Below are 24,024 nucleotides of genomic sequence, written 5' to 3' on the forward strand. Positions count from 1 at the left end.
CACTGTGGTGGTTGTGAAGAAAACGAGGCGAATCGACCGACGCCAGTCGCTAACAGAAAAGGCGCTGACCCTGGGCTCGGTCCTGGACTTACCCTTTGTCCACGAGCACGCGCTCGATGCACAGAAGGTGCTGGACATCTCCGGGCTCAACCGCCTGGGTGACCTCAGTGCTAAGAACGTCGCGGTGGTCGATACGCTTCGGACCCTCATCTACTCCACCCCGGAGAGCTTCTTTGATCTCGACGACGTCGCCGTGGCGCTGGGAACCTCGCTGCGCCAGGCGGCGAGCGCCCGGCACGCCGTGTGGCTGTCTGCTCTCACCCCGGAGGAACTCCGCGCAGCGATGTCCATTCTGGGCGAGGACCTCATTGAGCGGGTGGGAGTCGGGGAGGACGCCGATGGCTCCCGCGACGGGCGAATCCCCGTCGCCGTCTCTCCGCTTCACCTCATGGAACGCTGGTCCCAGGGGAGTCCGAAGCAGCAGCAGGCGCTCAAGGAGCTTCTGCACGGTGCGGACACGCTCATCATGCAGCGCCGAGCCCTGGCCGCCGCCCGGCGGGTGGGGACGCGGCTCATTGAGCGCAACCGGATCCGTCGGATTCTGTATAACCCGAAGGTCGTTGCCTACCTCATTGTTTTCATTTATTCCTCGCTGCGCGCGTTGCCGGTGATCTTAGTTCCGGGTTTCCACGGGAAAGTGTGGATTCTCTGGAGCATCGATATCACGACGGCCATTCCCTATACATGGGGAATCATTGAAATGTTCGCCGGGAGGACGATTCTTCGAAGAATGGTGGGCCTCGTCATCACCATTGTGACCTTTATGTCCCCCTATGTGTATTTCTGGATGAACGGCCGTGGCTACCCGCTGTGGGTCAATATCGTGGTGGGGCTGCTCATCGTGGGCGCGATCGCGGTGGAATTCCTCCGGTGGTGCCGCGATCGCTACGTGGATTACCGCTTCTCACATCTGCCTAAGCAGCCTGCTTAGCGTTCTTCCGGTGCTCGTGAAGGGTGCGGAGGAATCCGGGGAGGAGCAGCCACGCGCCCGCCGCGATGTTCACGACGATGAGCGTGATGACCTCGGGGTCCGTGATGGTGGTGGGGGCACTATCCGGGGTGAGGTAGACGAGCACGCCGGTGGTGATCACCCACACGAAGGTGAGCACGATGTTGCGGCTGCGGTGCTTGACCACCCGGAAGGGGTGCGTGTAGTGCAGGGGCACGAGCGTGAGGACGCTGAAGATGAGCACCGCCGCGATACACACCAGCATGGGGGCGTGCCACACCCAGAGCAGGACGGCCACCACATTCCACGCGGCCGGGAAGCCGACGAAGTAGTGGTCCGTCGACTTGGCAAGGTCATTGCCATAGCAGAAGCACGAGGACACGAGGATGATGACCACGAAGAGCATTCCGAGCGGCTTCGGACCCACCGGCAGGTGGAGGGCGATGAAGAGTGCCGGGACGGCGGTCCAGGTGAGGTAGTCGACGACGTGGTCCACGACCGTCCCGTTGAACCACGGGATGATCTCCCGCACGCGGTAGGCGCGCGCCATGCTGCCGTCGACACCATCAACAATCATCGCGATGCCGAGCCATAGCCACATCATTCGCAGGTTTCCATCGAGGAGAGCGAAGAGAGCGAACGTGAGCCAGACCAGACCGCTCAGCGTAAAGGCGTGAACTGCCCAGGCCTTGAGCTTCTCCTGACGGGTGGGGGTGGGTGTAGTCACGATGCACTTTCTCTGGTTGACGATATGTCTTGCTGCACTCAGCGATAATCTTTCATGGATATTAGGCGTTTGCCTCCGCGAGTGCAGCCATCAGAGGAGGTTTAGCTCTCGAACCTGAAGGAATTATGGATGCTACCTAGGCCTTCGATGCTAATGCGAACACGGTCACCATCCGCGAGGTAGCGCGCCGGGGTGCGCGCGTGGCCGACGCCGCCGGGGGTGCCCGTCGCGATGACATCGCCTGCGCGGAGCGGATAGAGGTGACTGATGAACTCCACGAGGGTGGCCGGATCAAACACCAGGTCGTGGGTGGGGGAGGACTGGACTTCCTCCCCATTGAGCTCGGTGCGCAGCTGCCCGCCGGGTTGCCACTCCTCGGAGGTGGTGAGCCAGGGACCAAAACCCGCTGTCTTTTCCAATGACTTTCCCTGATGCCACTGCAGCGTACGATTCTGGAAGTCCCGCTGGGTGCAATCATTAATGACCGCGTAGCCGGCGATATAGTCCTCCGCATCGGACTTTGATACGCGGCGGGCATCGCGCCCCATAATCACCGCGAGCTCACCCTCCCAATCCATCGCTGATTGCGCCCAGGGGGCAATGCTGACCTCATCGAAGGGGCCGGTGAGCGCCTCGGCAAATTTAATAAACAACGTGGGAACCTCGGGCAAAGTCCGCCCCATTTCGCGAATATGGTTGGCGTAATTGAGCCCCACGCAGATGATCTTGTCCGGGTGGGGGATCACGGGGGCGAGGTCTGTGGGCTCGACGCTCACCTCGTTGCCCTCCGCCGCGGCGGCGAGCTCCCGCCAATCGGGGCGGCGAAGCAGCTCGCCCACATCCTGGACGCCGGGGATGGGCGTGAGCGTCAGCGCATCGGGGTTCTCTACGCGGGCCGCGGACGTCGTACCCTCGACATTTCTGAAAGTGACTAATCTCACAATATATCCTTTCGGTCGGTATCTACCTGGATCTTTACAGGATACGTGCAGGTCGTGAGCCCTGCTATCTGACGGTGCCTGGGGTTGCGAGGCGAGGGGGTCCTCCCCATAATGAAAACCGTTACCAGTTCTCAGCTTGGCAAAGGTATAAATCTGAGCCAAGCAAAATGATTAGAAAGGACCATGTACATGGTGAAGGGACGTAAGCTTGCTGCCTCCGTCATCGCGGGTGCGGCTCTCTCTGCTGGCCTGATGGCTCCGATGGCCCACGCGGCCGTTGGTGGCCCCAAGTCCGACAACCCGGGCATCGTTGGCCTGACCGACTCCGAGGGCAACCAGGTCTGCTCCGCCGTCCTCGTGGACTCCCAGTGGGCGCTGACCTACGACGGCCCGCTCAGCTGCGCCAACGCTAAGTTCGGCACCGGTGACTCCCACGACTCCGTGGAGATCGACCGCACCGAGGTCACCGATCGCGCTCCGGACGAGAGCCAGGCTATGCTCGTCCACTTCGCTTCGCCGATCCAGCGCGTGAAGCCTGTCGAGCTCGACACCAAGGCCCCGGAGAAGGGCGAGAAGCTCGAGGTTGCCGCGTTCAACGGTGAAGAGGGCATCAACAAGCTGCTCTCCGTCGGCGTGAGCCCGATCAGCATCGAGGGCCACAACGCCTGGCTGAGCTGGTTCCAGCAGCCGGAGCAGATGAAGCTGGAGACCGCGAAGGACAGCGGCGCTGCGGTCCTGCGTGACGGCAAGCTCGTCGGCTTCGTCGAGCTCGTCACCGAGAAGAGCACCTCCGCTGAGGACGTCGCGAACGTTGCCGACTGGGTCAAGGAGACCATCGGCAAGTAAAGACTCTGCGTGGGTCTAGAGTGCCGCCTCAATGGCGTCGGCGGCATCAGCGCAGATAATGGGAAGGTCCGCCCGCTCGGAGCGTGAGAAGGCCTGGAGCACGAATCGTGCCGGGTCCATCCGCCCGGGCGGGCGGCCTATTCCTAGGGAGACCCGCACGTACGCGCGAGTTTTCAGCGATGAGCTAATCGATTTCAGCCCGTTGTGCCCATGATCGCCGCCGCCCGGCCGAAGGGCAACGGAGCCGAAGGGGGCTTCAAGCTCATCGTGAATAACAAAAAGCCGCGTGGGTTCAACATGGAAGAAGGAACACAGTGCCTTCGTCGGTCCTCCGGAGAGATTCATAGGGCAGCGTAGACGTGCGGCGACGACGGCCGGCCCGCCGGGGGAGAGTCTGAACTGTGCGATATCGGTGTTGGTTCGACGATGGCTACTGAGCCGGGCGCCCGGGCTCCGGCTGAGGAGCTCCTCGAGGGCCATGGCGCCGAGGTTGTGTCGGATCTCGGCATAGCGGGGGCCGGGGTTACCTAATCCAATAATGAGAGCGGTCTCTGCGGGCACGGAGACATTGTATCCAGACAGCAGAAAAGCCCCGCCGGGGCGGGGCGTTCTGTCACGGAGTGGGGGAGGCTTAGGACTCCTCGGACTCGGAGGACTCTTCGGTGGCCTCGACCTCGGACGCGTCGGTGGCGTCGGCCTCGGCGGCGGCCTCCTCCTCGGCATCCTCGTCTTCCTCGGGCTCCGGGTAGGTGACGGAGGCGATGACGGTCTCCGGGTCGGCGACGAGGGTCACGTCGCCCGGCATCTGGACGTCGGCCGCGGTGATAACGGTGTTGACTTCCTTGCCCTCGATGGAGACGGTGATCTCTTCCGGAATGTTGAGGACGTCGGCCTCAACGAGGAGGACGTCGGCGTCCTGGATGGCGATGGTGCCGGCCTCGGGCTCGCCCTCGAGGACGATCGGAACCTCAACCTCAACCTTCTCGCCGCGCTTGATGGCGAGGAGGTCGGCGTGGTCGATGTCCAGGGTCAGCACGTTCTGGTCGATGTGCTTGACCATGGTGAGGTGCTTGTCGCCCGCGACCTCGATCTCGATGACGGCGTTGGAACCGTTGTTGCGGACGATAGAGGTGAACTCGAGAATGTCCACAGCGATGTGGATCGGCTCGGTCTCCGGTCCGTAAATGACGGCCGGAACCTTCCAGTCACGACGCAGGCGACGAGCAGCGCCCTTGCCGAACTCCGTGCGCTCAGCGGCCTGAAGAGTGGGGTACTTAGCCATGAAGTGAATCTCCTTGGAGAAGTCGAGTACGTTCGTGCATTCTCGGCCGCGCTTGACATGACAACAGCCTGCGGCCGAACTCCCGTCGAGTCGTCGCAGGCTGAAAGCAGTGACTACCATCGCGTCGATAACGGCTACCGTCCGTGTGGGCGGCGCCCTCGCCGAGACCTGTGGAATTCTAGCACTGATCAGCGCAGACTCCAAAAGGTTGTAGTCAATAGAACGTTGAGTGTTCCCTTAGCTGAATGCGCGCAAAGAGAACGGCCGTTCGCTGGCCAACCTTTTTGGGGGGTAAGAAAATAAGGTATCACTATTGTGCGGTCTGACGGGGGGAAGGTGTCTTACGCTGGGGTGATGCAGGGGAGGGGGCGATGTGGCAGGGAAATGGCTCCCCGTGACTGTTTTCTTTATATCGCAAAAATTGGAGATAAGAGTGTTTCCCTCCCATCTCACATTCTTCTTAGGTAACATCTGGTTTGGTCTAGGCGATTGTCCCTGTAGAAGGGTGCAGCCTTTCCACGAGTGACATTGTGGCGAAGCGAGTTCTCCCCCAACTTGCGAGCCTCCCTCTGTTCCCTCATCGTTCGTCTCCGGCGTGCGAGTCATACCAACCACTCAAGAAGGACTCAGGAATGGGTACATCGTTGAAGTTCCGTCGATCTCTTGCTTCGATCATGGCTGTCGGAGCCCTCGCCACCTCTGGTCTGGTGATTGCTCCCACGGTCACTAGCATTGCTCCCGAGGCGCATGCTGCCATCGCTTATCAGCTCCCGAGTCAGCTGATTGATGCGAATAGAAAGGGCAACATCACGATCTTCAAGCGCCTCAACCCGAATGCGCTGCAGGATCCTACCGGAAAGGTAAGTTCGAGGGTCACCGATGACACCGGCGTGGCCGTCCTCGGCGTCGAGTTCACGGTGTACCGAGTCAACGATGTGGATCTCAGTACCCACGAGAAGTATGCCGAGGCGGCTAAGCTGACGGTGGCCGAGGCAGAGGAAAAGGGCCTGACGGAAGTAGCAAAGGTTACTACCGAGAAGAAGGTTGGTGCCGCCCAGGCTCGGTCCTTGCCTGTGGGGCTTTATCTGGTGAAGGAGACTGATACCTCCAAGGCGACGCTCGCGGACGGCACCCCTGTCGAAGGGCAGATCATCCCGGCGGCTCCTTTCCTCGTCTACCTCCCGATGACCGATCAGAAGGGCACCATGTGGAACTATTCGCCGCAGGTCATGCCCAAGAACTCCACCGTGACGGTGGAGAAGACCGTGGAGGACAAGAGGCCTTTCGCGGAGTACGAGAATCGCGGAGAGCACCCCCTCGCTCCTGCGGATACCCTGTATACAGACGCTGGTGAGGATATCTCCTACACCATCACCACGGATATTCCGGCAGGTGGCGTGACTGAGTACAAGGTCGTGGACAAGCTCGACACGGAGAAGCTCACCTTCAAGGACATGGTTCCCTCCATCGGTGATACCAAACTGGAGAAGGAAACCGACTACACTCTCACCACGGATCCCAACCCCACGGTGACCTTCACGGAAGCCGGCATGAAGAAGCTGTCGGACGCCCGCAAGGCGGGTAAAGACACCAAGGTGAAGACTGTCGTCACCGCGACGGTCAAGGCCTTCGGTGGAGGCGACGTGAAGAACACCGGTAGCCTCATCACCAACGGTCATGAGTCCGAGTCCAACGAGGTCGTGACGAAGTACGGCGCGCTCAACATCTTCAAGTACACGGGCGAGGACAAGAAGCCTCTGAAGGGCGCCAAGTTCAAGCTTCACCTCTGCCGAGCTGATGGCACCTACATTTATAACTACCCGGTTAGTGGCGTGGGCAAGGGTTCGGCCCCTGGATTGACGATTAATGGCGCCGCAGAGTGGGAGAGCGACGAGAACGGCAAGATCACTATCGACGGTATTCACGTCACCGACTTCGCCAATAACGCCGTCGATGAGGATGGATTCCAGTACTGCCTGGTGGAGTCCCAGGCCCCTGAAGGCTATGAGCTCCGCCCCGATCCCATCATGATCACCTTCAAGTCTTCTGATCTCACTGCTGGCGAGAGCGCCACCGGTACTCCGCTGGCCGCCCAGAAGTCTGTGGAGGTGGAGAACATCTCCAGCGTCGCCCCGAAGCTTCCTGCCACGGGTGGCATGGGTATCGGTATCCTCATGGCGATCGGTGCCGCGGTGATCGGTGTGGGTGTCTGGTTCGCCCGCCGCTCCCGTAGCTAACATCCCCAGCCCGGAAGGGAACCTCTATACATGAAGAAGACCGTCACTCACGACTCCTCGAGCACGAAGGACAATCGTCGCAGGGTCTGGGTGACGGTCCTTCTTGTGCTCGTGGGCCTGACCATCATGTTGTACCCCCTGGTATCAACGAACTGGAACAACTACGTCCAGAACAAAGCCTCCAACGAGTACGCCAAGTTCACCCAAGAACAACCCGAAGAAGTCCTCAAAGATCGGCTCGCCAGCGCCCGTGAGTGGAACTCCCGCCACCGGGACACCCCAATCCTCGACCCCTGGCTCACCCAGCTCGACGATACCGACCCGGACTACAAGGACTACCTCCAACAACTCAACGACGCCCCAGCAATGGCGCAGCTCAAGATCCCGAGCCTCGACATCAACCTGCCCATCTACCACGGGTCCAGCGAGGAAACCCTCAAGCATGGCGTCGGCCACCTTTATGGCTCCGGGCTCCCCATCGGGGGAGAAGGCAACCACGCAGTTCTCACCGGCCACACGGGGCTATCCACCGCGACTCTCTTTGACAACCTCAAGAACATCAATGAGAAGGACGCCATCTACATCAACGTGTACAACGAGAAACTCAAATACGAGGTACACGACATTGAGATTGTCCTCCCCGAAGAAACTGACTCGCTGAAGCCCGTCGAAGGCCAAGACCTCATCACCCTCATCACCTGCACCCCCTATGGGATCAACTCCCACAGGCTTCTCGTGCACGCCCACCGCGTTCCCCTCGAACCGGAAGACCTTGAAGCCATGGAGAAATCCGGCTTCCACTGGCAATGGTGGATGTACGTGAGCCTCCTCCTCGGGCTCATCGTTCTCATCCTGCTCATCCGCTGGATCATCACCAACACCAAGCGTCAACGCTCAGAAAGCTAACACCACGCACTGAGCGCACAAGCAAGCCCCCACCCGGCACCAGCCGGGTGGGGGCTGCCGCATCCCCTCACGCTCCCTCACGAGGGGACGTCTACCTCAAGCCCCAGAACTACCCCAGGCCTACACACCACGAGAGCGCCGGCGCCCCAAAACGACAGCAAGAGCGATCACCGCGAGGCCAGCACACATCGGCGCAAACACGCCCATACCGCCCGTATTCGGCAAAGAACCCGTCCGGCGGATATCTGCAATCCTCACCTCACCGTGCGTTCCATCCGTCACGCCCCACTGAATGAAGGAATACTCGCGGGCCGGCTTCATCGCATAAGCGCTCCCCGTGTCCACAACCTCGAAGATGAACGCCTCCGGGAGCAACTCATAGCCCTCGGGAGACTTCGACTCCGTCAGCGCATACATCCCCGGCTCCACGTCCTTCAGCGTGAGCGCATTCCCCTCGCCAGCGGTGAGGGTGCGCGGCTCGGTGTAGAGCTCCTTGCCCTCGTCGACGTATTGATACTTATAGAGGCGGAACTCGGCGCCCTCGATAGGCTCGGAGGAGAAATCCACCTCGCCCTTCTCATTGGTGCCGTACTTATACACCGAGAGCTCAAAGGGCGCCTTCTCCGGGTCCACCGCGCCCTCCTTCGCGCCGAAGAGGCCCACCGTGTAGTCCTTCGCATCCTTGGGGGTTCCCCAGGACACGCCGCTGATCTTCACCGTGACCTGTGTCCCCGGGTCCACATCCAAGGGGGTGTTGAGCAGGATGTACAGGTGAGAGTTCTTCTGCTCATCCTTGAAGTAGGAGTGCTGGTAGGAGGAAGGATCAAGAACCTTCCCGTTGATCTCCAGGGAATCCATCTTCCCGTAGCCGTTCGGGTCCAAGTCGCCGCCATTCGGCAGGATGGAGATGGCCTGCAGCTGGGAATCATCCTGGATTTCCAAGGTGAAGGTGCGCGGGCTGGCCGTGAAAATGTTGTTGGAGCTCTCCACCTTCAAACGACAATAGGCCAATTCGTTGGTTCCGGGGAACTTCTCCACCATGCTCTTCAAGCATTCCTCATCGGGGCCGACGTTGGCCGCGCGCTCGCGGCCCCGCGCCGTCTCCGAGGTGCTTTCTGAGGGGCTCGCGCTGGCCGAGCTGCTCGAGGTGGAGCTGCTGCTCCTCGTGCTTGAGCTCTCGCTGCTGCTCGCAGATGCCGAAGCCGAGGCGGAGGAGGAGGCCGAGGACGACGAGCTCGCCTTCGTCGAGGAAGAGGGAGCGGCCGAGCTGCTGCTCGGGCGCGGCGTGGTGAGCCCCAGGTGGGCCGCCACGCGGTCGGTTCCGAGGTGATAACTCGCCCCGTCGGCGCCCTCGTCATCGAGGATGAGACGGAAGGTGAGCGTCGACGGATCGTGAATCTGCCAGGAGGAGAGGTCGAGAACGATGACGTCCGCCCGGACCGGGACGCCGTTCACGAGGACGCGCTCGTCGGGGTGGATGCCCACGACATTGGCGGAGGTGCGGACGCCGTCGACGGCAACCTTCTCGACGCGCTCCACACTGCCGCGCCCGCCCACGCGGTAGAAGGCGACGAGGCCGGGGGAGGACTCGTCGTTGATGGGGGCGATGCGGGCAGTTACATCATGGGAACGATCACCCACGGCGACTGAGCGAAGGCGCTGGAGGGTGATCGCGGAATCCGCCACGGGCTGCGGCGCGGGGGCCGGAGCCGGGGCGATGACCGGGGCCGGAGCGGCCGGCGAGGGAGCGGGCACTGCAGAGGTGCTGCTCACAGGGGCGGAGGAGGCTGTGGTGGGGGTCGGTTCCTCATCAGCGAGGGTGACCGGGGTGGCCATCACCAGGCCGAGACACATCACAGAGGCGGTGACGGGAGCACGATAGGTCGTCTTCACGGGGAGCTTCTGAAACACGATGTCTTCCTCGAAATGCTGGTTGGTTAAAGGCGATGCCTAAGAACCAGCTGTCGGGAGACTCCCCCTCTCCAACAGATGGTGCCTCTAAAGTGTAGCCGAGGAAAAGAGAATGTACAAACCTTTCCCGAATGAAAACGGGAGGTCCGCGCTCCGGTAGCATAACCGTGACGCAAAGAGAAAGGTCGAGTGATGCGCCGGGTCATTTCGCTCCTGGTGGTGCTCATCGGGATAGGGATTGTGCTCTACCCCGTGGCTACCTCCACGTGGTCAAACATCCAGCAGCAGGAGGAAGCCCGCAGCTATAGCGCGGACGCGGATGCCCGCACTGACGAGCTTCTCGCGGAGAACCTCGCCGCCGCGCGAGCGTGGAACGCTACCCACCCCGTGCGTCCGCTCTCCGATCCCTGGGAGGCGGGAAACCCCGATACCGACCCCGAGTATCGCGAGTACCTCGGCCAGCTCGCCCTGAATGACATCATGGGGCGAATCGTCATCCCCAGCATCAACGTGGACCTTCCCATTCGCCACGGCAGCGGGGAAGACTCCCTGGCCCACGGAGTGGGTCACCTCTACGGCACCTCGCTGCCGGTGGGAGGGGAAGGAACCCATGCCTCGCTCACGGGGCACACCGGGATGACGTCGGCAACGATGTTCGACAACCTCACGGACGTGCAGGTGGGTGCGCGGATCATCCTCGACGTGAGCGGGGAACAGATGGTCTATGAGGTGCATGCCACCGAGGTGGTGCTCCCGGACCAGACGGAGAGCCTCGCGGCGCAGCCGGGGGAGGACCTCCTCACCCTCATCACGTGCACCCCCTACGGCAGCAACACGCACCGGCTACTCGTTCACGCGCATCGCGTGGAGGCGCAGAGCGGTGATCTCACAACGCTTGAGGAACGCCACGTTCCCTGGCAATGGTGGATGACCGCGGTGTGTGTCGTGGTGGCCATCCTGCTGCTGTGGCTGATCTGGGAAGTAGCACGGAGTGTCCGGGGACGGGGCGCGCACCGGCATCGTGCCGGCTAGGCGTTAGGCGTCGGGATCCGTGGGCGGCGCGCTGACATCGGCGGTGGTCTCCGCGGCCTCCTCCTCGCGGCTCAGCGCCCGTGCGCGGCGGACGGAGGAGTTAATCATGGCCGTGAGCGGCACCGCGAAGAGCGCGCCGGGAAGGCCGGCGAGGTAGGTGCCCACCGCCACGACGACGATCACCGCCAGCGGGTGGATCCGGACCGCGTGGCCCATGAGGAAGGGCTGGAGGAGGTGCACCTCGACGAGGTGCACCCCGCACACCACGATGAGCATGATGACGGCCATCCAGAAGCCGCCATCGACGAGCGCGATGAGCACCGCGAAAGCCCCGGAGACGAGCGCGCCCAGAATCGGGACGAATGAGCAGAGAAACACGACCACCGTGATGGGCACGACGAGCGGCAGCCCCAGCAGCCACGCGCCGATGCCGATGCCGCCGCCGTTGATGGCCGCCACGCCAATCTGCATCCGGGCGTAGGCCCCGAGGGACTCCCAGCCGGCGCGCATGGCCTCGTCGAACCGGCGCCGGGCGGAGGAGGGCACAAAGTTGAGGCTAAAGCGCCAGATGGATCGGCCCTGGTAGAGGAAGAAGTAGAGGGCGAAGAGGGTGATGAGGAATCCCGCGATGGCGTCGGCCGTCGTGAGCCCCAGCTCCAGCGCGCCCGTCGCGAGGGCGCTGGCCCCCGTGCCCGCGAAGCTGGTGAGCTTCCGCGCTTGCTCAACGATGTTGATCTCCGCCGGGATGCTGAGGTGGAGGGGGCCGTGTTCCAGCCAGGAAGTCACGGTGTCCACGCCGGTGCCGGCGCCGTCGACGAGCTCGCGAATCCCCGAGGTCACCTGCGCACCGGCGAGCGTGAACCCCGCCACGACGAGGGCGAGCAGGCCGAACTCGGAGATCAGACACGCCAGCGAACGCGGCACGTGGCAGCGCCGGTGGAGGAGCAGGACCACGGGCTCAAGCATGGCCGCCAGGAGGATGGCGACGGCCACCGGAACGATCACCGGGGTAAGCCGGCTTGCCACATGAGAGAGCCCCCAGAGCGCAACCCCAATGACAATGATGCATCCGGCCCACGCGGTGGCGAGGAGGACCGGGTAGGGGATATCGCGGCGCAGGCGCTCCAGAGGTGTCATGGGTCCATTTGTACGCCATGCACGAACGCCCCGCCGGAAGAGGCGGGGCGTTCAGCGTGGGGACGATGTCCCGCGACGCTCGAGTTCGCGGCGGTGCGAGGCCTTAGGCCTGGCCCTCGAAGAGGGTGGTCACCGAACCGTTCTCGAAGATCTCACTGATGGTGCGGGCCACCAGCGGGGCGATGGACAGGACGGTGAGGTTGTCCCAGCCCTCGGTGTTCTGGGGGAGGGTGTCCGTCGTGATGACTTCCTCTGCGCCGCACTGGCTGAGGCGCTCGCGCGCCGGGCCCGAGAACACGCCGTGGGTGCAGGCGATGACGACGGAGCGGGCGCCGGCCTCCTTGAGGACGCGGCAGGCGCCGGCGATGGTTCCGCCGGTATCGATCATGTCATCGAGGAGGACGCAGTCCTTGCCCGCCACGTCGCCGACGACGCGGTTGGAGACGACCTGGTTGGCGACGTCGACACTGCGGGTCTTGTGGACGAAGGCCATGGGGGCATCGCCGAGGGTGTTGGCCCACTTCTCGGCGACCTTCACGCGGCCGGCATCGGGGGAGACGACGCAGATGTTGTCCAGCGGATACTTGGAGGTGATGTAGTCCGTGAGGATCGGCATGGCGTGCATGTGATCCACCGGGCCATCGAAGAAGCCCTGAATCTGGTCCGTGTGCAGGTCCACGGAGACGATCCGGTCCGCGCCGGCGGCGGCCAGGAGATCAGCGACGAGGCGGGCGGAGATCGGCTCGCGGCCGCGGTGCTTCTTATCCTGCCGCGCGTAGGGGTAGAAGGGGAGAACAGCGGTGATGCGCTTCGCGGAGCCGCGCTTGAGGGCATCGATCATGATGAGCTGTTCCATGAGCCACTTGTTGAGCGGCTGGGTGTGAGACTGCAGGACGAAGCAGTCGGAGCCACGCACAGATTCTTCAAAGCGAACAAAAATCTCGCCGTTCGCGAAGTCGCGCGCCGTGGTGGGGGTCAGCTCGATGCCGAGCTCCTTCGCCACGGACTCGCCGAGCTCCGGGTGTGCGCGCCCGGAGAAGAGCATGAGATTCTTGTGCGTTTGCTTCCAATGGGCGGTCATGACTGAGAGGTCTCGCCTTCCTGGTCGGTCGGGTTCGTCGTTGGGCGGGCTTGCTGGGCGGCTTCCGCTGCCTTCGCGGCAGGAGTGCCGGGCCGTTTGCGGGCGACCCATCCCTCGATGTTGCGCTGTCGTCCGCCGGAGACGACGAGCGCTCCTGGAGGAACGTCGTCCTTGATCACTGTACCCGCACCGGAGTAGGCGCCATCGCCCACGGTGACGGGGGCAATGAACATCGTGTCGGAGCCGGTACGGACGTGAGAACCAACGGTGGTGTGATGCTTGTTCACGCCGTCGTAGTTCACAAATACTGAGGATGCACCAATGTTGGAATACTCTCCAATATCGGCATCCCCCACATAGGTGAGATGCGGAACCTTTGTGCCGCGCCCGATCGTGGCGTTCTTCGATTCCACAAAGCCCCCGAGCTTCCCGTCCTCACCAAGGTGCGTGCCCGGCCGGATGTACGTGAAGGGGCCGACGGTTGCCCCGGCGCCAATCACCGAGTCACTGCCCTGGGCCCGGATCACGCTGGCACCATCGCCCACCTCCATGTTCTCCAGGGTGGTATCCGGGCCGATGGTCGCGCCGGAGCCGATCGTCGTCTCTCCCCACAGCTGCGTCCCGGGATGGATGATGGTGTCCGCTCCGATGCGCACGTCCACGCCGATCCACGTCGTTGCGGGGTCGACGACCGTGACGCCGGCGCGCATCGCGGCCTCCACGGTGCGCCGGTTGAGTTCCTTGCCGGCGGCGGCGAGCTGCACGCGGTCATTCACACCGGCGAGCTCGCGGGCATCCGCGGCGCGGTGGGCGCGGACGGGGTGGCCGTCGGCACGGGCGATGCCGAGCACATCGGTGAGGTAGAGCTCTCCCTGCGCGTTGTTCGAGTCCAGGCGGGTGAGCGCGTCGCGGAGGATGGCGGCGTCGAAGGCGAAGACACCGGAGTTCACCTCGGTGATGGCGAGGGTGGCCTCGTCGGCATCCTTCTGCTCGACGATGGCCGTGACCTCACCCTCCTCGTTGCGGACGATGCGCCCGTAGCCGGTGGGATCCTCCGCGGTCATGGTGAGGACGGTGACGGCGGTGGGGACCTCCTCGTGCGCGGCGCGCAGCTGGGAAAGTGTCTCGGCGCGGAGAAGGGGCACGTCCGCGTTGGTGACGATGACGGTGCCCGAGAACCCCTCGAGCGGCTCCATCCCGCAGCCCACCGCGTGCCCGGTGCCCTTCTGCTCCTCCTGGACGGCGACGTCAATCTCCCGCCCCAGAGCCTCGGCCGTCTCCGCCACCGCTGCGCTAACCTGCTCCCGGCCGTGGCCCACGACCACCACGATGTCCTCCGGCTCCATCCCCGCCGCAGCGTGAATGCTGTGGGACAACAAGGAGCGTCCCCCAATGGTATGGAGAGTCTTGGGAAGCGCGGACTTCATCCTGGTGCCCTGGCCGGCTGCCAGAATAACCACCGCGCACGGCTGGCCGGCGGACCGTGCCGAGCCCTTCGCGTCTGTTGCTGAGCTGCTCACAGTAGGTGTCTACCTCCACACGTGGGGGACAAGGTTCTTGGGAAAGCATAACGCACCGCTCTCTCGCGGAAGAGGCCTTGAGTCGATGGGGCCGAGGAGGTAGGGTGCTGCCAACTCTGCGACCCGCCGTATGAAAAGTACTCGAAATAACTGGCGGAATAGTCGTCTACGGAGGGGCAGTGAGGCCCTCTTCATCAGGGGATCGTCGTGATATGTTAGGAGAAAGTCCAATGAGAGTAGAACATTGTGTTCAGGCGATACTGTCCGCGGTTATTATACTCGGGAGCTTTATCACTATAAGTGGAAGAATACTCTGGGCCACGGTCCTGTGGATAGGTGCAGCCCTACCGCTCGCTATTCTTGTGCGAAATCTGGATAAGTGCTCGGTGGTACGTGTGTTCCACGTTGTGGGTATAACGTGCGTGTCGTGCGCGATGGTTATGGCCGCATGTGAGATCTATTTCCTTGTTGCCGTCAACTCGGAGTCGGGAATATTGACGTCCATCCCGATCATGATAATTTCTTTATCGATGATCGGGTACGGCTTAATTCGGTCCTCGTTGAATGAGGAAAAAGAAAACACGGAGGGTTATTCACGCCCCGGGGGCGGACAATAGATCTGCGGGATAAGCGTCACCGGCGATGGATCAGGGCTGTCGGCTCAGCACGAGCACTTGCCACAAGGACAGGGAGGACGAATACGTGATCCCCCGATCCCGCCGATGATGATGAAGCTTCCCCACCAGGACTCGAACCTAGAATGACGGTACCAAAAACCGTAGTGTTGCCGATTACACCATGGGGAACCACGCGTCTCCGCGCGTCATCCGAGTGTAGCCCATGCTCCCCACTCAGTGAAATTGAAGGAGGGGGAGGTGGGCGCGTTAATCTGGTGGGTATGGTTCGACAGCGCATGACCGGTCGCGAGCGCCGGGAGCAACTGATTTCCATCGGCCGGGAAGTCTTCGCCGAACGCGGATTCGAGGGGACGAGCGTGGAGGAAATTGCCTCCCGGGCGGGGGTCTCCAAACCCGTCGTCTACGAGCACTTCGGCGGTAAGGAAGGGCTTTACGCCGTCATCATGGACAGGGAGATGCGGCACCTCGAGGAGGTCATCACCACATCCTTGGCGGATGGCCGTTCCCGCGAGCGCATCGAACGCGCGGTCCTTGCGCTGCTCACGTACGTCGAGGAGGAAACCGACGGCTTCCTTCTCCTCGGCCGAGACATGGTGCCCGGCCGTGATCGCTCCTATTCCACCATGCTCAATACGGCGGTCGCGCAGGTCTCGCATATCCTGGCGCAGGCCTTCACACGCCAGGGCCTAGACCCCGAGGTGGCGGTTCTCTACGGCCAGGCCCTCGTCGGCATGGTCTCCATGACCGCCCAATGGTGGCTCGATGAGCGGGAGCCGGCCAAGGAAGAGGTCGCGGCGCACATCGTCAACCTGTGTTGGAACGGGCTCGCTGGTATGAAGAAGGAGCCGACCCTCGTGTCCATCCCCGAGGACGACGACGCCACCACCCCGGCGCCCGCCACCCCCACTAGCCCCCAACCCACTGAGGAGGAAGCGTAACGGTGCCCACCCCCATGCTCTCCGGCCTGCTCAAGGTCGCGGCGACTGATCCCGGGCTCAAGGGCCTCGGCGCGATCCTGGAGGACCCGGCGGTTCACCTCACCGGGCTGGACCAGGTTCGTCCCTGGGCTATCGGCACGCTTGCCCAGCGTTCCCCGAACCCCGTCCTTGTTGTCACCGCGACGGGGCGTGAAGCGGAGGACCTTGCTGCCGAGCTCCGCGCCATGCTTGGTGATCGCGTGGCCTGGTTCCCGTCCTGGGAGACGCTGCCCCATGAGCGGATGAGTCCCGGGGTGGAGAGCGTCGGTCTGAGGGCGGAGGCCCTCGACCGGATGCGTCGCGGCGAGGTGGACGTCGTTCTCACCGCCGCCCGCGGGGTGTGCCAGCCGCTCGCCGATGGGGCGGAGGGGACCGCGCCTCTTCACATCGAGGAGGAGCACGAGCACGACCTTCACGAACTCCAGGAGCAGCTCGTTCTCCGCGGCTACTCGCGGGTGGACATGGTGGCGCGGCGCGGGGAGTTCGCCGTACGCGGCGGGATTCTCGACGTCTATCCCACCACGCTGAGCCACCCGGTGCGCATCGAGTTCTGGGGCGATGAAGTGAGCGATATCCGGCACTTCGCCGTCGCTGATCAGCGCACCATCCCGGAGATGCAGCTCCACGAGGTGAGCATCTACCCGGCCCGGGCCCTGCCCATCACGGAGGCCGTGGCGCGCCGGGCGGCGGAGCTTTTGCCGACGCACACCGGCAACCCGACGCTGACGGACATGCTGACCTCCATCAGCGAGGGCATCCCAGCGGAGGGCATGGAGGCGCTCATCCCGGTGCTCAGCGATGTTCCGCTGCGGCCGGTCACCGAGCTCATGCCCGCTGGCAGCCACGTGGTTCTGTGCAACCCGGAGAAGATCCGCACTCGGATCTCTGACCTGCAGACCACCGACACGGAGTTCATGGAAGCCGGGTGGGAAGCCGCGGCGATGGGCGCTCGAGGTCCGGCGGCGGCGCGCGACCTTGACCTCAGCGCCTCCTCGTATCGCAGCTATGAGTCTCTCGCGGCGGGCGCCGAGCGAGACGGTATCCGGTGGTGGACCTTCACCCCGCCCGGCATGTTCGTGGGGGATGACTCGGAGACCGTGCCTCTCACCTACGAGCCCGGCCCCACCCCCCGCGGTGATCTCACCGAAATCCAGTCCATGATGGACAAGCTGCGCCTTCATACCCAGCAGGGCGGGCGCGCCGCGTTCATCGCCCCGACGCGCGGTGCGATGAAGCGCATGGAGGAGCGCTTCGGCGAGCAGGGCATTCCCCATAAGCTCGCGACGCCCGGCTGGCAGCCATCCCCGGGAGAGGTCACGCTCTACAAGGCGCTGTCCCACGCCGGGCTGGTGTTCCCCAAGGTGCGCAAGCTGAAGGACGCGGAGGCCCTGCCCCTGGTCGTCATCACGGAGACGGACCTGACGGGCAACCGGGTCGGCGACATCGCGGGCGCCAAGCGACGCCCAGCCAAGCGCCGCAACCGTGTTGATCCGCTGGCGCTCAGCACCGGGGACTACGTTGTGCACGAAACCCACGGGATTGGGCGCTTCCTCAAGATGGCGGAGCGCACCGTGAAGACGGGCGACGGGACGTCGCGTCGGGAATACATCGTGCTGGAGTACGCCGCGTCCAAGCGAGGGCAGCCGGCGGACCAGCTGTGGGTGCCCATGGATAGCCTCGACATGCTGAGCCGCTACACGGGCGGCGAGGCGCCGAAGCTGTCGAAGATGGGCGGCTCGGACTGGAAGAACACGAAGCGGAAGGCCCGCGCCGCCGTCCGCGAGATCGCCGGTGAGCTCATCGAGCTCTATGCCAAGCGGCAGTCCGCGCCGGGCCACGCCTGCTGCCCGGATACCCCCTGGCAGCGGGAGATGGAGGACAACTTCCCCTTCGTGGAGACCGAAGACCAGATGCTCGCCATCGAGGCGGTGAAGGCCGACATGGAGAAGCCGGTCCCGATGGACCGCGTCATCGTTGGCGATGTGGGCTATGGGAAGACGGAGGTCGCCGTCCGCGCGGCGTTCAAGGCCGTGCAGGACGGGCGCCAGGTGGCCGTGCTCGTGCCCACGACCCTGCTGGCCCAGCAGCACCTCGCCACGTTTAGCGAACGCATGGAAGGCTTCCCCGTCACCATCAAGGGGCTCTCCCGTTTCACCACGGCCAGCGAGGCCAAGGAGATCCTCCGGGGTCTTGCCGACGGCAGCGTGGACATCGTCATCGGGACGCACCGACTCCTGCAGACGGGTGTGCACTGGAAGGAGCTGGGCCTCGTCATCATTGATGAGGAGCAGCGCTTCGGCGTCGAGCACAAAGAGCACATCAAGGCGCTGCGCACGCACGTCGATGTCCTCACCATGTCCGCCACCCCGATCCCGCGAACCCTGGAAATGTCCATGGCCGGCATCCGGGAGATGAGCCAGATCCTCACGCCGCCAGAGGACCGCCACCCGGTCCTCACCTACGTGGGCCCCGAGGAAGATAAGCAGGTGGCGGCGGCCATCCGACGGGAGCTCCTCCGCGACGGCCAGGTCTTCTTCATCCACAACAAGGTGGCGGACATCGAGCAGCGCGCCCGAAAGCTGCGGGACCTCATCCCGGAGGCGAGGATCGTCGTCGCCCACGGCCAGATGAGCGAGGACGTCCTCGAGCGGACCGTGCAGGGCTTCTGGGATCGGGAGTATGACGTCCTGGTCTGCACCACCATCGTGGAGACGGGGCTCGATATCGCCAATGCGAACACGCTCATCGTCGAAAACGCCCACCACATGGGGCTGTCCCAGCTGCACCAGCTGCGCGGCCGGGTGGGGCGCTCCCGCGAGCGCGGCTATGCCTACTTCCTCTATCCCAAGGATCAGACGCTCACCGAGACCTCCTATGACAGGCTCTCGACCATCGCCCAGAACAACGAGTTGGGCGCGGGGCTCGCCGTCGCGCAGAAGGACCTGGAGATGCGCGGCGCCGGGAACGTCCTCGGCGCGCAGCAATCCGGGCACATCGCGGGCGTGGGCTTTGACCTCTACGTTCGGCTCGTGGGGGAGGCGGTGGAGACCTTCCGCGCGATGGCGGAGGGCAAGCCCCTCGACGCCACCGACCAAGGGCCGCAGGAAATCAAGCTCGACCTGCCGGTGGACGCCCACATCCCCGAGGCCTACATCAACTCCGAGCGCCTGCGCCTGGAGATCTACCGCAAGCTCGCCGAAAGCCGCTCCGAGCAGGACATCCGCGTGGTGCGCGAGGAGATGGAGGATCGCTATGGCGCGCTCCCGCCGGAGGTCACCCGCCTCATCAGTGTCTCCCGTCTGCGCCACCTCGCCCGCGAGGTGGGGATCACGGATATTGGGGTCCAGGGCACCCGCCTGAAAATCCACCCGGTGGAGCTTCCCGACTCCGGCCAGGTCCGCCTCAAGCGCCTCTTCCCGGGGGCCACGTATCGCCCGGCGGCCAAGGTCATCGCCGTCCCCCAGCCGAAGGCGGGCCGCGGAAATGTCACCGACCCGCTCCTTCGCGACGAGGACATCCTCCAGTGGGTGGCGGACTTCCTCGCCGCGATGTTCCAGCGGGAGGGCGTCGACGTCCGAACCGGGGAGGCGCGCAGCCCGGAGCAGCCCTCGGGCCGCAGTGAGCGCCCGCGCCGCCGCAGGATCTACAGCGTCTCGGAGTAAGCCGAGGTCTCATCGCTGCTCAGGAGCGCCCAACCCCCTAGACTAGAGGGCCATGACGGTACTCTTGCTTGATCCTCGCTGGCCCACGCAGATTCCGATGGACGGGGTGGTGGCGCTGCGCGCGCCCATCACCTACACGGGCGAGGTGCCAATATCCGTCCGCTGGCACGTGAGCGACCTGGCGGGCGCGGAGGAGCTCGGGACCGGCACCCTCGTGAGCACGAATAGGGAGGACCCCGAGGTGCTCGAGCGCGTCGAGAGAGGGGAGCGCGTTATCGAGGCCCCCAGCCGCGAGGATCCGCTGGAGGAGGCGCGCCGGGTGATGAGCCGGGCTCTGGACCTGGGGGAGTGGGAGGCCCGGCAGACCCACGAGAGCCTGCTGCCCTACCTGCGCGAGGAGACCGAGGAGTTCTGCGAGGCCGTCTCCGCGGGCGCCTCCAGCGAGGAGCTCCGCAAGGAGCTGGGGGACCTCTTCCTCCAGGTGCTCTTCCATGCGGAAATCGCGGATCGCCGCGGCGAGTTCGACCTGGGGGATGTCGCCCGCAGCTTCGTGGAAAAGATGCGCGTGCGTTCGCCCTACCTCTTCGATGGCACTGTCATTCCCGTTTCCGAGGAGGAGCAAGAACGGCTGTGGGCTGAGGGCAAAAACTCAGAGAAGGGCCACTAGCTGCCAACTGCCTGGCAGCTCCTCAGGAACTTCCTGAAGTGCAGTTCAGGGCGGGTTTTTCAGCAAAATTTCATGCTAGTTTTGGGGTCGTTGTTTCCCGACACCCTAGGACGCGAGGACGTGATATGCCCACCACCCGCCGCCCCCTGCTGACACGCCTGTGTTTCGGCTTGCTCTGCCAGACCATACTGTTTGCGCTGTTCCGCAGCTATCTTCTGCCGGACGGCTTCGATGAGGATGCCGGACTTGCCGTCATCACCCTTGTGACCGCCGTGCCCGTTCTCCTCGCGGTGGGCTGGCCCTTCCTCCGCGAGGAACTCCGCTGGCGCGGGCGCGACCTCTCGGTGCTCCGTGCGGTGGGCCTGGTCTTCGCCGCGATTGCAGTCTCCATCGTTGGGGGGATCCTCGCCGGGCTCGTCGGCAAACTGTGCGGGGCCCTCGGGTGGTCGACGTCCACCGGGGTGGGCGTCGCGACCTCTCACGTGACTCTGTGGGGAGTGCTCTACGCTTGCCTGGTGGGCCCCGTCATTGAGGAGCTCGTCTGGCGCGGCGCGGCCCTGGGGGTCCTGGCGCGTTATGGCCGCGGCCTGGCGATTGTCCTCAGCGCGATCGGCTTCGGCCTCACCCACCACGATCTGGAGCAGGGCATCTCGGCCTTCTGCACGGGCCTCTTGCTCGGCTATATCGCCTGGACGTGGGGCCTGCGCTACGCGATCGGCGCGCACATCCTCTCCAACTCCTGGGACACCCTGGCTTCCTCCCTCACCTCGACGAACGCCGGCTCCGAGGCCCACCTCGGCAACCTTGTCGTTGCCCTCGTGACGGTCGCCGCGATCATCATCGGGATCATTCTCCTCATCGCGGAGATGAAGGTTCGACGCGCACCCGACGCCCGCGCGGCCCGTCCCGTCACCGAGCCGGGCGAGGAGGAGCGCGAGGCCGCAGGAGCCCATCCCTGGTGGCGTGATGCCGTGCTGTGGGCCTACGTACTCGCCGAGCTGGTGCTCACCGCGAAAGCGATGGCGGGGATCTAGTCTCAGGCGCTCGCGCGGAGCCTCCTCACCGGCCAACTATTCTTGCGGGGCGCGGGCCGGTAGGATGAACACCCATGGCACGACGCGGTATGAAGAAAGCAGCGGGGTGTGGTTGCGGTACCGTGTTGGCAATCATAATGGTGATCGCTTTCGTGGGGTGGTCGCTGTCCATGATGGGCGGCAACCCGCCCATGCGGCAGTACCAGGCGGTTCCTGATCACGTTCCGCCGGATCCCGGGGCGGAGGTGCCCGCGATTGATTTGCAGGCGGGGGGACGCGTCGCGAGCCAGCTGGCCTGGTGGGCAGATCCTCTCTCCGATGAGACGGACATTCCCGCCCAGGCGCTGCGCGCGTACGGGGCTGCCGAACTCTACGCCCAGCAGGCCTGGCCCGAGTGCCACCTGCGCTGGAATACCCTGGCGGGGATCGGGTACGTCGAGACCCGCCACGGCACCTACACGGGCAAGGCCTTCGGCGCCGCAAAGATGAACGAGGAGGGCGTCGTCGAGCCACCCATCATTGGTGTGCCTCTCGACGGCTCTCCGGGCTTCGCGCACATCCCGGACACGGACGGCGGGCAGCTGGACAAGGACACCGAGTTTGATCGCGCGGTGGGGCCCATGCAGTTCATCCCGCAGTCGTGGGAGCACTATGGCCTCGATGGCAATGGTGATGGAGTGCGCGATCCCCACCAGATTGACGACGCGGCGCTGTCCTCCGCGCAGCTTCTCTGCGATGGCCACGACCTCTCCACGGCGGAGGGGTGGGTCGCCGCGATCGGGCGCTATAACCAGTCCGATCAGTACCTTCGCGACGTTCGCGACGCCGCGAACTCCTATGCGCTCAAGCAACCCGCCGGCTAGGGGCACCGCCGAACCCCGTCCGCCGAGGCCGCCGAGGTCGCTGAGCCCAGGGTGCCCGCTCCCCACAGTCCGATTCATTCCGAATGTGACCGAATAGGCACGGCGCGCTCGCGCAAAACATGGAACAATAAGAAGCGATGGTGCCGTGCACCCCGTACGGCGCCCACAGTTCGCTCTCGAAGATTATGAGGAGAACACATGGCTGACATCATCCACATCTTTGCGCGTGAGATCATGGATTCCCGCGGCAACCCCACTGTCGAGGCAGAGGTTTTCCTCGACGATGGTGCGCACGGCCGGGCAGGCGTGCCTTCCGGCGCGTCCACGGGCGTTCATGAGGCGCACGAGCTGCGCGACGGCGGGGACCGTTACGCAGGGAAGGGTGTGCAGAAAGCCGTCGCTAACGTGAACGAGAAGATCGCCGACGAGCTCGCCGGCCTCGAGGCTGATGACCAGCGCCTCGTTGACCAGGCCATGATCGAGCTCGACGGCTCTCCGAACAAGTCCGAGCTGGGCGCCAACGCCATCCTGGGCGTGTCGATCGCCGTCGCGAAGGCTGCCGCCGAGTCCGCCGGCCTTCCGCTCTACCGCTACATCGGTGGCCCGAACGCCCACGTCCTGCCGGTCCCGATGATGAACATCCTCAACGGTGGCGCTCACGCCGACTCCGGCGTTGACGTCCAGGAGTTCATGATCGCCCCGATCGGTGCGGAGTCCTTCGCTGAGGCTCTGCGCATGGGCGCTGAGGTCTACCACACCCTGAAGTCCGTCATCAAGGAGAAGGGCCTGTCCACCGGCCTCGGCGACGAGGGCGGCTTCGCTCCCTCCGTCGACTCCACCCGTGCCGCCCTCGACCTCATCGTGGAGGCCATCAAGAAGGCCGGCTTCACCCCGGGCAAGGACGTTGCCCTGGCCCTCGACGTTGCTTCCTCCGAGTTCTACGAGGACGGCGTGTACAAGTTCGAGGGTGGCGAGCACTCCGCTGAGGAGATGGCCGCCGTCTACAACGAGCTGCTCGCGAACTACCCGATCGTCTCCATCGAGGACCCGCTCCAGGAGGACGACTGGGACGGCTACACCAAGCTCACCGCTGAGATCGGTGACAAGGTGCAGATCGTGGGCGACGACTTCTTCGTCACCAACCCGGCCCGCCTCAAGGAGGGCATCGAGAAGAAGGCTGCGAACGCCCTGCTCGTGAAGGTCAACCAGATCGGTACCCTCACCGAGACCTTCGACGCCGTCGAGCTGGCCCACCGCAACGGCTACCGGACCATGATGTCCCACCGCTCCGGTGAGACTGAGGACACCACCATCGCCGACCTGGCTGTCGCCCTCAACTGCGGCCAGATCAAGACGGGTGCCCCGGCCCGCTCCGAGCGCGTGGCCAAGTACAACCAGCTGCTCCGCATCGAGCAGGAGCTGGGCGACGCCGCGGTCTACGCCGGCCGCTCCGCCTTCCCGCGCTTCCAGGGCTAACACCAGCCCCTAAGAAAATCTCCCCGTGCCACGCCTGTGGCCGGGGAGCTTTTTTCTCGCCGCCCGGGGTAGGATCAG

The 24,024-nt window shown here is 64.2% G+C and carries 19 protein-coding genes; 11 read left to right on the plus strand and 8 right to left on the minus strand.

What is annotated here, in order from left to right; translation table 11 throughout:
* Positions 1-13 precede the first annotated feature (13 nt).
* A complete protein-coding gene (locus L1O03_RS06395) occupies positions 14-991 on the plus strand; it encodes a hypothetical protein (protein WP_236118620.1) in 978 nt (325 codons plus the stop codon).
* On the opposite strand, the gene L1O03_RS06400 is transcribed toward L1O03_RS06395, so the two are convergent.
* Both L1O03_RS06400 and L1O03_RS06405 read right to left on the minus strand, forming a co-directional pair.
* Positions 975-1,736: a CDP-alcohol phosphatidyltransferase family protein gene (locus L1O03_RS06400; protein ID WP_236118621.1), complete on the minus strand. Its 762-nt coding sequence runs from the start codon at positions 1,734-1,736 to the stop codon at positions 975-977. The two genes, L1O03_RS06395 and L1O03_RS06400, sit on opposite strands and share 17 nt — an antisense overlap.
* A gap of 101 nt (positions 1,737-1,837) precedes the next feature.
* The gene (locus L1O03_RS06405) at positions 1,838-2,677 is read right to left on the minus strand and encodes a fumarylacetoacetate hydrolase family protein (RefSeq protein WP_236118622.1); all 840 of its coding nucleotides are present in this window, start codon (positions 2,675-2,677) and stop codon (positions 1,838-1,840) included.
* Positions 2,678-2,866: 189 nt separating this feature from the next.
* Here L1O03_RS06405 and L1O03_RS06410 point away from each other — a divergent pair, with 189 nt between their 5' ends.
* On the plus strand, positions 2,867-3,523 hold the full coding sequence (locus L1O03_RS06410; protein WP_236118623.1) for a hypothetical protein: 657 nt from the start codon (positions 2,867-2,869) through the stop codon (positions 3,521-3,523).
* 15 nt (positions 3,524-3,538) lie between these two features.
* Here the strand turns inward: L1O03_RS06410 and pth are convergent, their stop codons facing one another.
* Positions 3,539-4,084 carry an aminoacyl-tRNA hydrolase gene (pth, locus tag L1O03_RS06415; protein ID WP_236118624.1) on the minus strand — a complete coding sequence of 182 codons (546 nt, stop codon included), beginning with the start codon at positions 4,082-4,084 and terminating at the stop codon, positions 3,539-3,541.
* Between the two features lie 70 nt (positions 4,085-4,154).
* Positions 4,155-4,805: a 50S ribosomal protein L25/general stress protein Ctc gene (locus tag L1O03_RS06420; RefSeq protein WP_236118625.1), complete on the minus strand. Its 651-nt coding sequence runs from the start codon at positions 4,803-4,805 to the stop codon at positions 4,155-4,157.
* A 632-nt stretch (positions 4,806-5,437) separates the two neighbouring features.
* On the opposite strand from L1O03_RS06420, the gene L1O03_RS06425 reads away from it, so the two are divergent.
* Together L1O03_RS06425 and L1O03_RS06430 are read left to right on the plus strand one after the other, a co-directional pair.
* Positions 5,438-7,042 carry a SpaH/EbpB family LPXTG-anchored major pilin gene (locus L1O03_RS06425; RefSeq protein WP_236118626.1) on the plus strand — a complete coding sequence of 535 codons (1,605 nt, stop codon included), beginning with the start codon at positions 5,438-5,440 and terminating at the stop codon, positions 7,040-7,042.
* A gap of 30 nt (positions 7,043-7,072) precedes the next feature.
* The gene (locus tag L1O03_RS06430) at positions 7,073-7,948 is read left to right on the plus strand and encodes a class C sortase (protein WP_236118627.1); all 876 of its coding nucleotides are present in this window, start codon (positions 7,073-7,075) and stop codon (positions 7,946-7,948) included.
* A gap of 120 nt (positions 7,949-8,068) precedes the next feature.
* Here L1O03_RS06430 and L1O03_RS11610 read toward each other — a convergent pair whose 3' ends face one another.
* Complete coding sequence (locus L1O03_RS11610; protein WP_236118628.1) at positions 8,069-9,859, minus strand: SpaA isopeptide-forming pilin-related protein; 1,791 nt, start codon at positions 9,857-9,859, stop codon at positions 8,069-8,071.
* A gap of 192 nt (positions 9,860-10,051) precedes the next feature.
* Here L1O03_RS11610 and L1O03_RS06440 point away from each other — a divergent pair, with 192 nt between their 5' ends.
* Positions 10,052-10,891 (plus strand): class C sortase, encoded by an 840-nt coding sequence (locus L1O03_RS06440; RefSeq protein WP_236118629.1) that lies wholly within the window; start codon positions 10,052-10,054, stop codon positions 10,889-10,891.
* A 3-nt stretch (positions 10,892-10,894) separates the two neighbouring features.
* Here L1O03_RS06440 and L1O03_RS06445 read toward each other — a convergent pair whose 3' ends face one another.
* The 3 genes from L1O03_RS06445 to glmU form a co-directional block, all read right to left on the minus strand.
* Positions 10,895-12,028 carry an AI-2E family transporter gene (locus L1O03_RS06445; RefSeq protein WP_236118630.1) on the minus strand — a complete coding sequence of 378 codons (1,134 nt, stop codon included), beginning with the start codon at positions 12,026-12,028 and terminating at the stop codon, positions 10,895-10,897.
* 103 nt (positions 12,029-12,131) lie between these two features.
* Entirely contained in the window at positions 12,132-13,109 is a 978-nt protein-coding gene (locus L1O03_RS06450) for a ribose-phosphate diphosphokinase (RefSeq protein WP_236118631.1), read from the minus strand.
* On the minus strand, positions 13,106-14,629 hold the full coding sequence (gene glmU / locus L1O03_RS06455; RefSeq protein WP_338026133.1) for a bifunctional UDP-N-acetylglucosamine diphosphorylase/glucosamine-1-phosphate N-acetyltransferase GlmU: 1,524 nt from the start codon (positions 14,627-14,629) through the stop codon (positions 13,106-13,108). Before glmU ends, L1O03_RS06450 begins: the two co-directional genes overlap by 4 nt.
* Before the next feature lie 898 nt (positions 14,630-15,527).
* On the opposite strand from glmU, the gene L1O03_RS06460 reads away from it, so the two are divergent.
* The 6 genes from L1O03_RS06460 (at position 15,528) to eno (ending at position 23,946) form a co-directional block, all read left to right on the plus strand.
* A complete protein-coding gene (locus L1O03_RS06460) occupies positions 15,528-16,205 on the plus strand; it encodes a TetR/AcrR family transcriptional regulator (RefSeq protein WP_236118632.1) in 678 nt (225 codons plus the stop codon).
* Positions 16,206-16,219: 14 nt separating this feature from the next.
* Entirely contained in the window at positions 16,220-19,906 is a 3,687-nt protein-coding gene (gene mfd, locus L1O03_RS06465; protein ID WP_236119194.1) for a transcription-repair coupling factor, read from the plus strand.
* Positions 19,907-19,958: 52 nt separating this feature from the next.
* A complete protein-coding gene (locus L1O03_RS06470; RefSeq protein ID WP_236118633.1) occupies positions 19,959-20,573 on the plus strand; it encodes a MazG nucleotide pyrophosphohydrolase domain-containing protein in 615 nt (204 codons plus the stop codon).
* A gap of 125 nt (positions 20,574-20,698) precedes the next feature.
* Positions 20,699-21,607 carry a CPBP family intramembrane glutamic endopeptidase gene (locus L1O03_RS06475; RefSeq protein ID WP_236118634.1) on the plus strand — a complete coding sequence of 303 codons (909 nt, stop codon included), beginning with the start codon at positions 20,699-20,701 and terminating at the stop codon, positions 21,605-21,607.
* Positions 21,608-21,696: 89 nt separating this feature from the next.
* Positions 21,697-22,470, plus strand: coding sequence for a lytic transglycosylase domain-containing protein (locus L1O03_RS06480; protein WP_236119195.1), 774 nt, complete (start codon positions 21,697-21,699; stop codon positions 22,468-22,470).
* 198 nt (positions 22,471-22,668) lie between these two features.
* Positions 22,669-23,946 (plus strand): phosphopyruvate hydratase, encoded by a 1,278-nt coding sequence (eno, locus tag L1O03_RS06485; RefSeq protein WP_236118635.1) that lies wholly within the window; start codon positions 22,669-22,671, stop codon positions 23,944-23,946.
* The last annotated feature ends 78 nt before the right edge of the window (positions 23,947-24,024 follow it).

The organism is Corynebacterium uropygiale (genome assembly GCF_021568315.1).
Lineage (GTDB): Bacteria > Actinomycetota > Actinomycetes > Mycobacteriales > Mycobacteriaceae > Corynebacterium > Corynebacterium uropygiale.

Bases quoted from the DNA above. Each gene is read 5' to 3' on its own strand.
- L1O03_RS06425 (WP_236118626.1), top strand. From the start codon at position 5,438: ATGGGTACATCGTTGAAGTTCCGTCGATCTCTTGCTTCGATCATGGCT.
- L1O03_RS06460 (WP_236118632.1), top strand. From the start codon at position 15,528: ATGGTTCGACAGCGCATGACCGGTCGCGAGCGCCGGGAGCAACTGATT.
- L1O03_RS06440 (WP_236118629.1), top strand. From the start codon at position 10,052: ATGCGCCGGGTCATTTCGCTCCTGGTGGTGCTCATCGGGATAGGGATT.
- L1O03_RS06430 (WP_236118627.1), top strand. From the start codon at position 7,073: ATGAAGAAGACCGTCACTCACGACTCCTCGAGCACGAAGGACAATCGT.
- eno (WP_236118635.1), top strand. From the start codon at position 22,669: ATGGCTGACATCATCCACATCTTTGCGCGTGAGATCATGGATTCCCGC.
- L1O03_RS06420 (WP_236118625.1), bottom strand. From the start codon at position 4,805: ATGGCTAAGTACCCCACTCTTCAGGCCGCTGAGCGCACGGAGTTCGGC.
- mfd (WP_236119194.1), top strand. From the start codon at position 16,220: ATGCTCTCCGGCCTGCTCAAGGTCGCGGCGACTGATCCCGGGCTCAAG.
- L1O03_RS06450 (WP_236118631.1), bottom strand. From the start codon at position 13,109: ATGACCGCCCATTGGAAGCAAACGCACAAGAATCTCATGCTCTTCTCC.
- L1O03_RS06475 (WP_236118634.1), top strand. From the start codon at position 20,699: ATGCCCACCACCCGCCGCCCCCTGCTGACACGCCTGTGTTTCGGCTTG.
- L1O03_RS06445 (WP_236118630.1), bottom strand. From the start codon at position 12,028: ATGACACCTCTGGAGCGCCTGCGCCGCGATATCCCCTACCCGGTCCTC.
- L1O03_RS06470 (WP_236118633.1), top strand. From the start codon at position 19,959: ATGACGGTACTCTTGCTTGATCCTCGCTGGCCCACGCAGATTCCGATG.
- L1O03_RS06480 (WP_236119195.1), top strand. From the start codon at position 21,697: ATGAAGAAAGCAGCGGGGTGTGGTTGCGGTACCGTGTTGGCAATCATA.
- L1O03_RS06410 (WP_236118623.1), top strand. From the start codon at position 2,867: ATGGTGAAGGGACGTAAGCTTGCTGCCTCCGTCATCGCGGGTGCGGCT.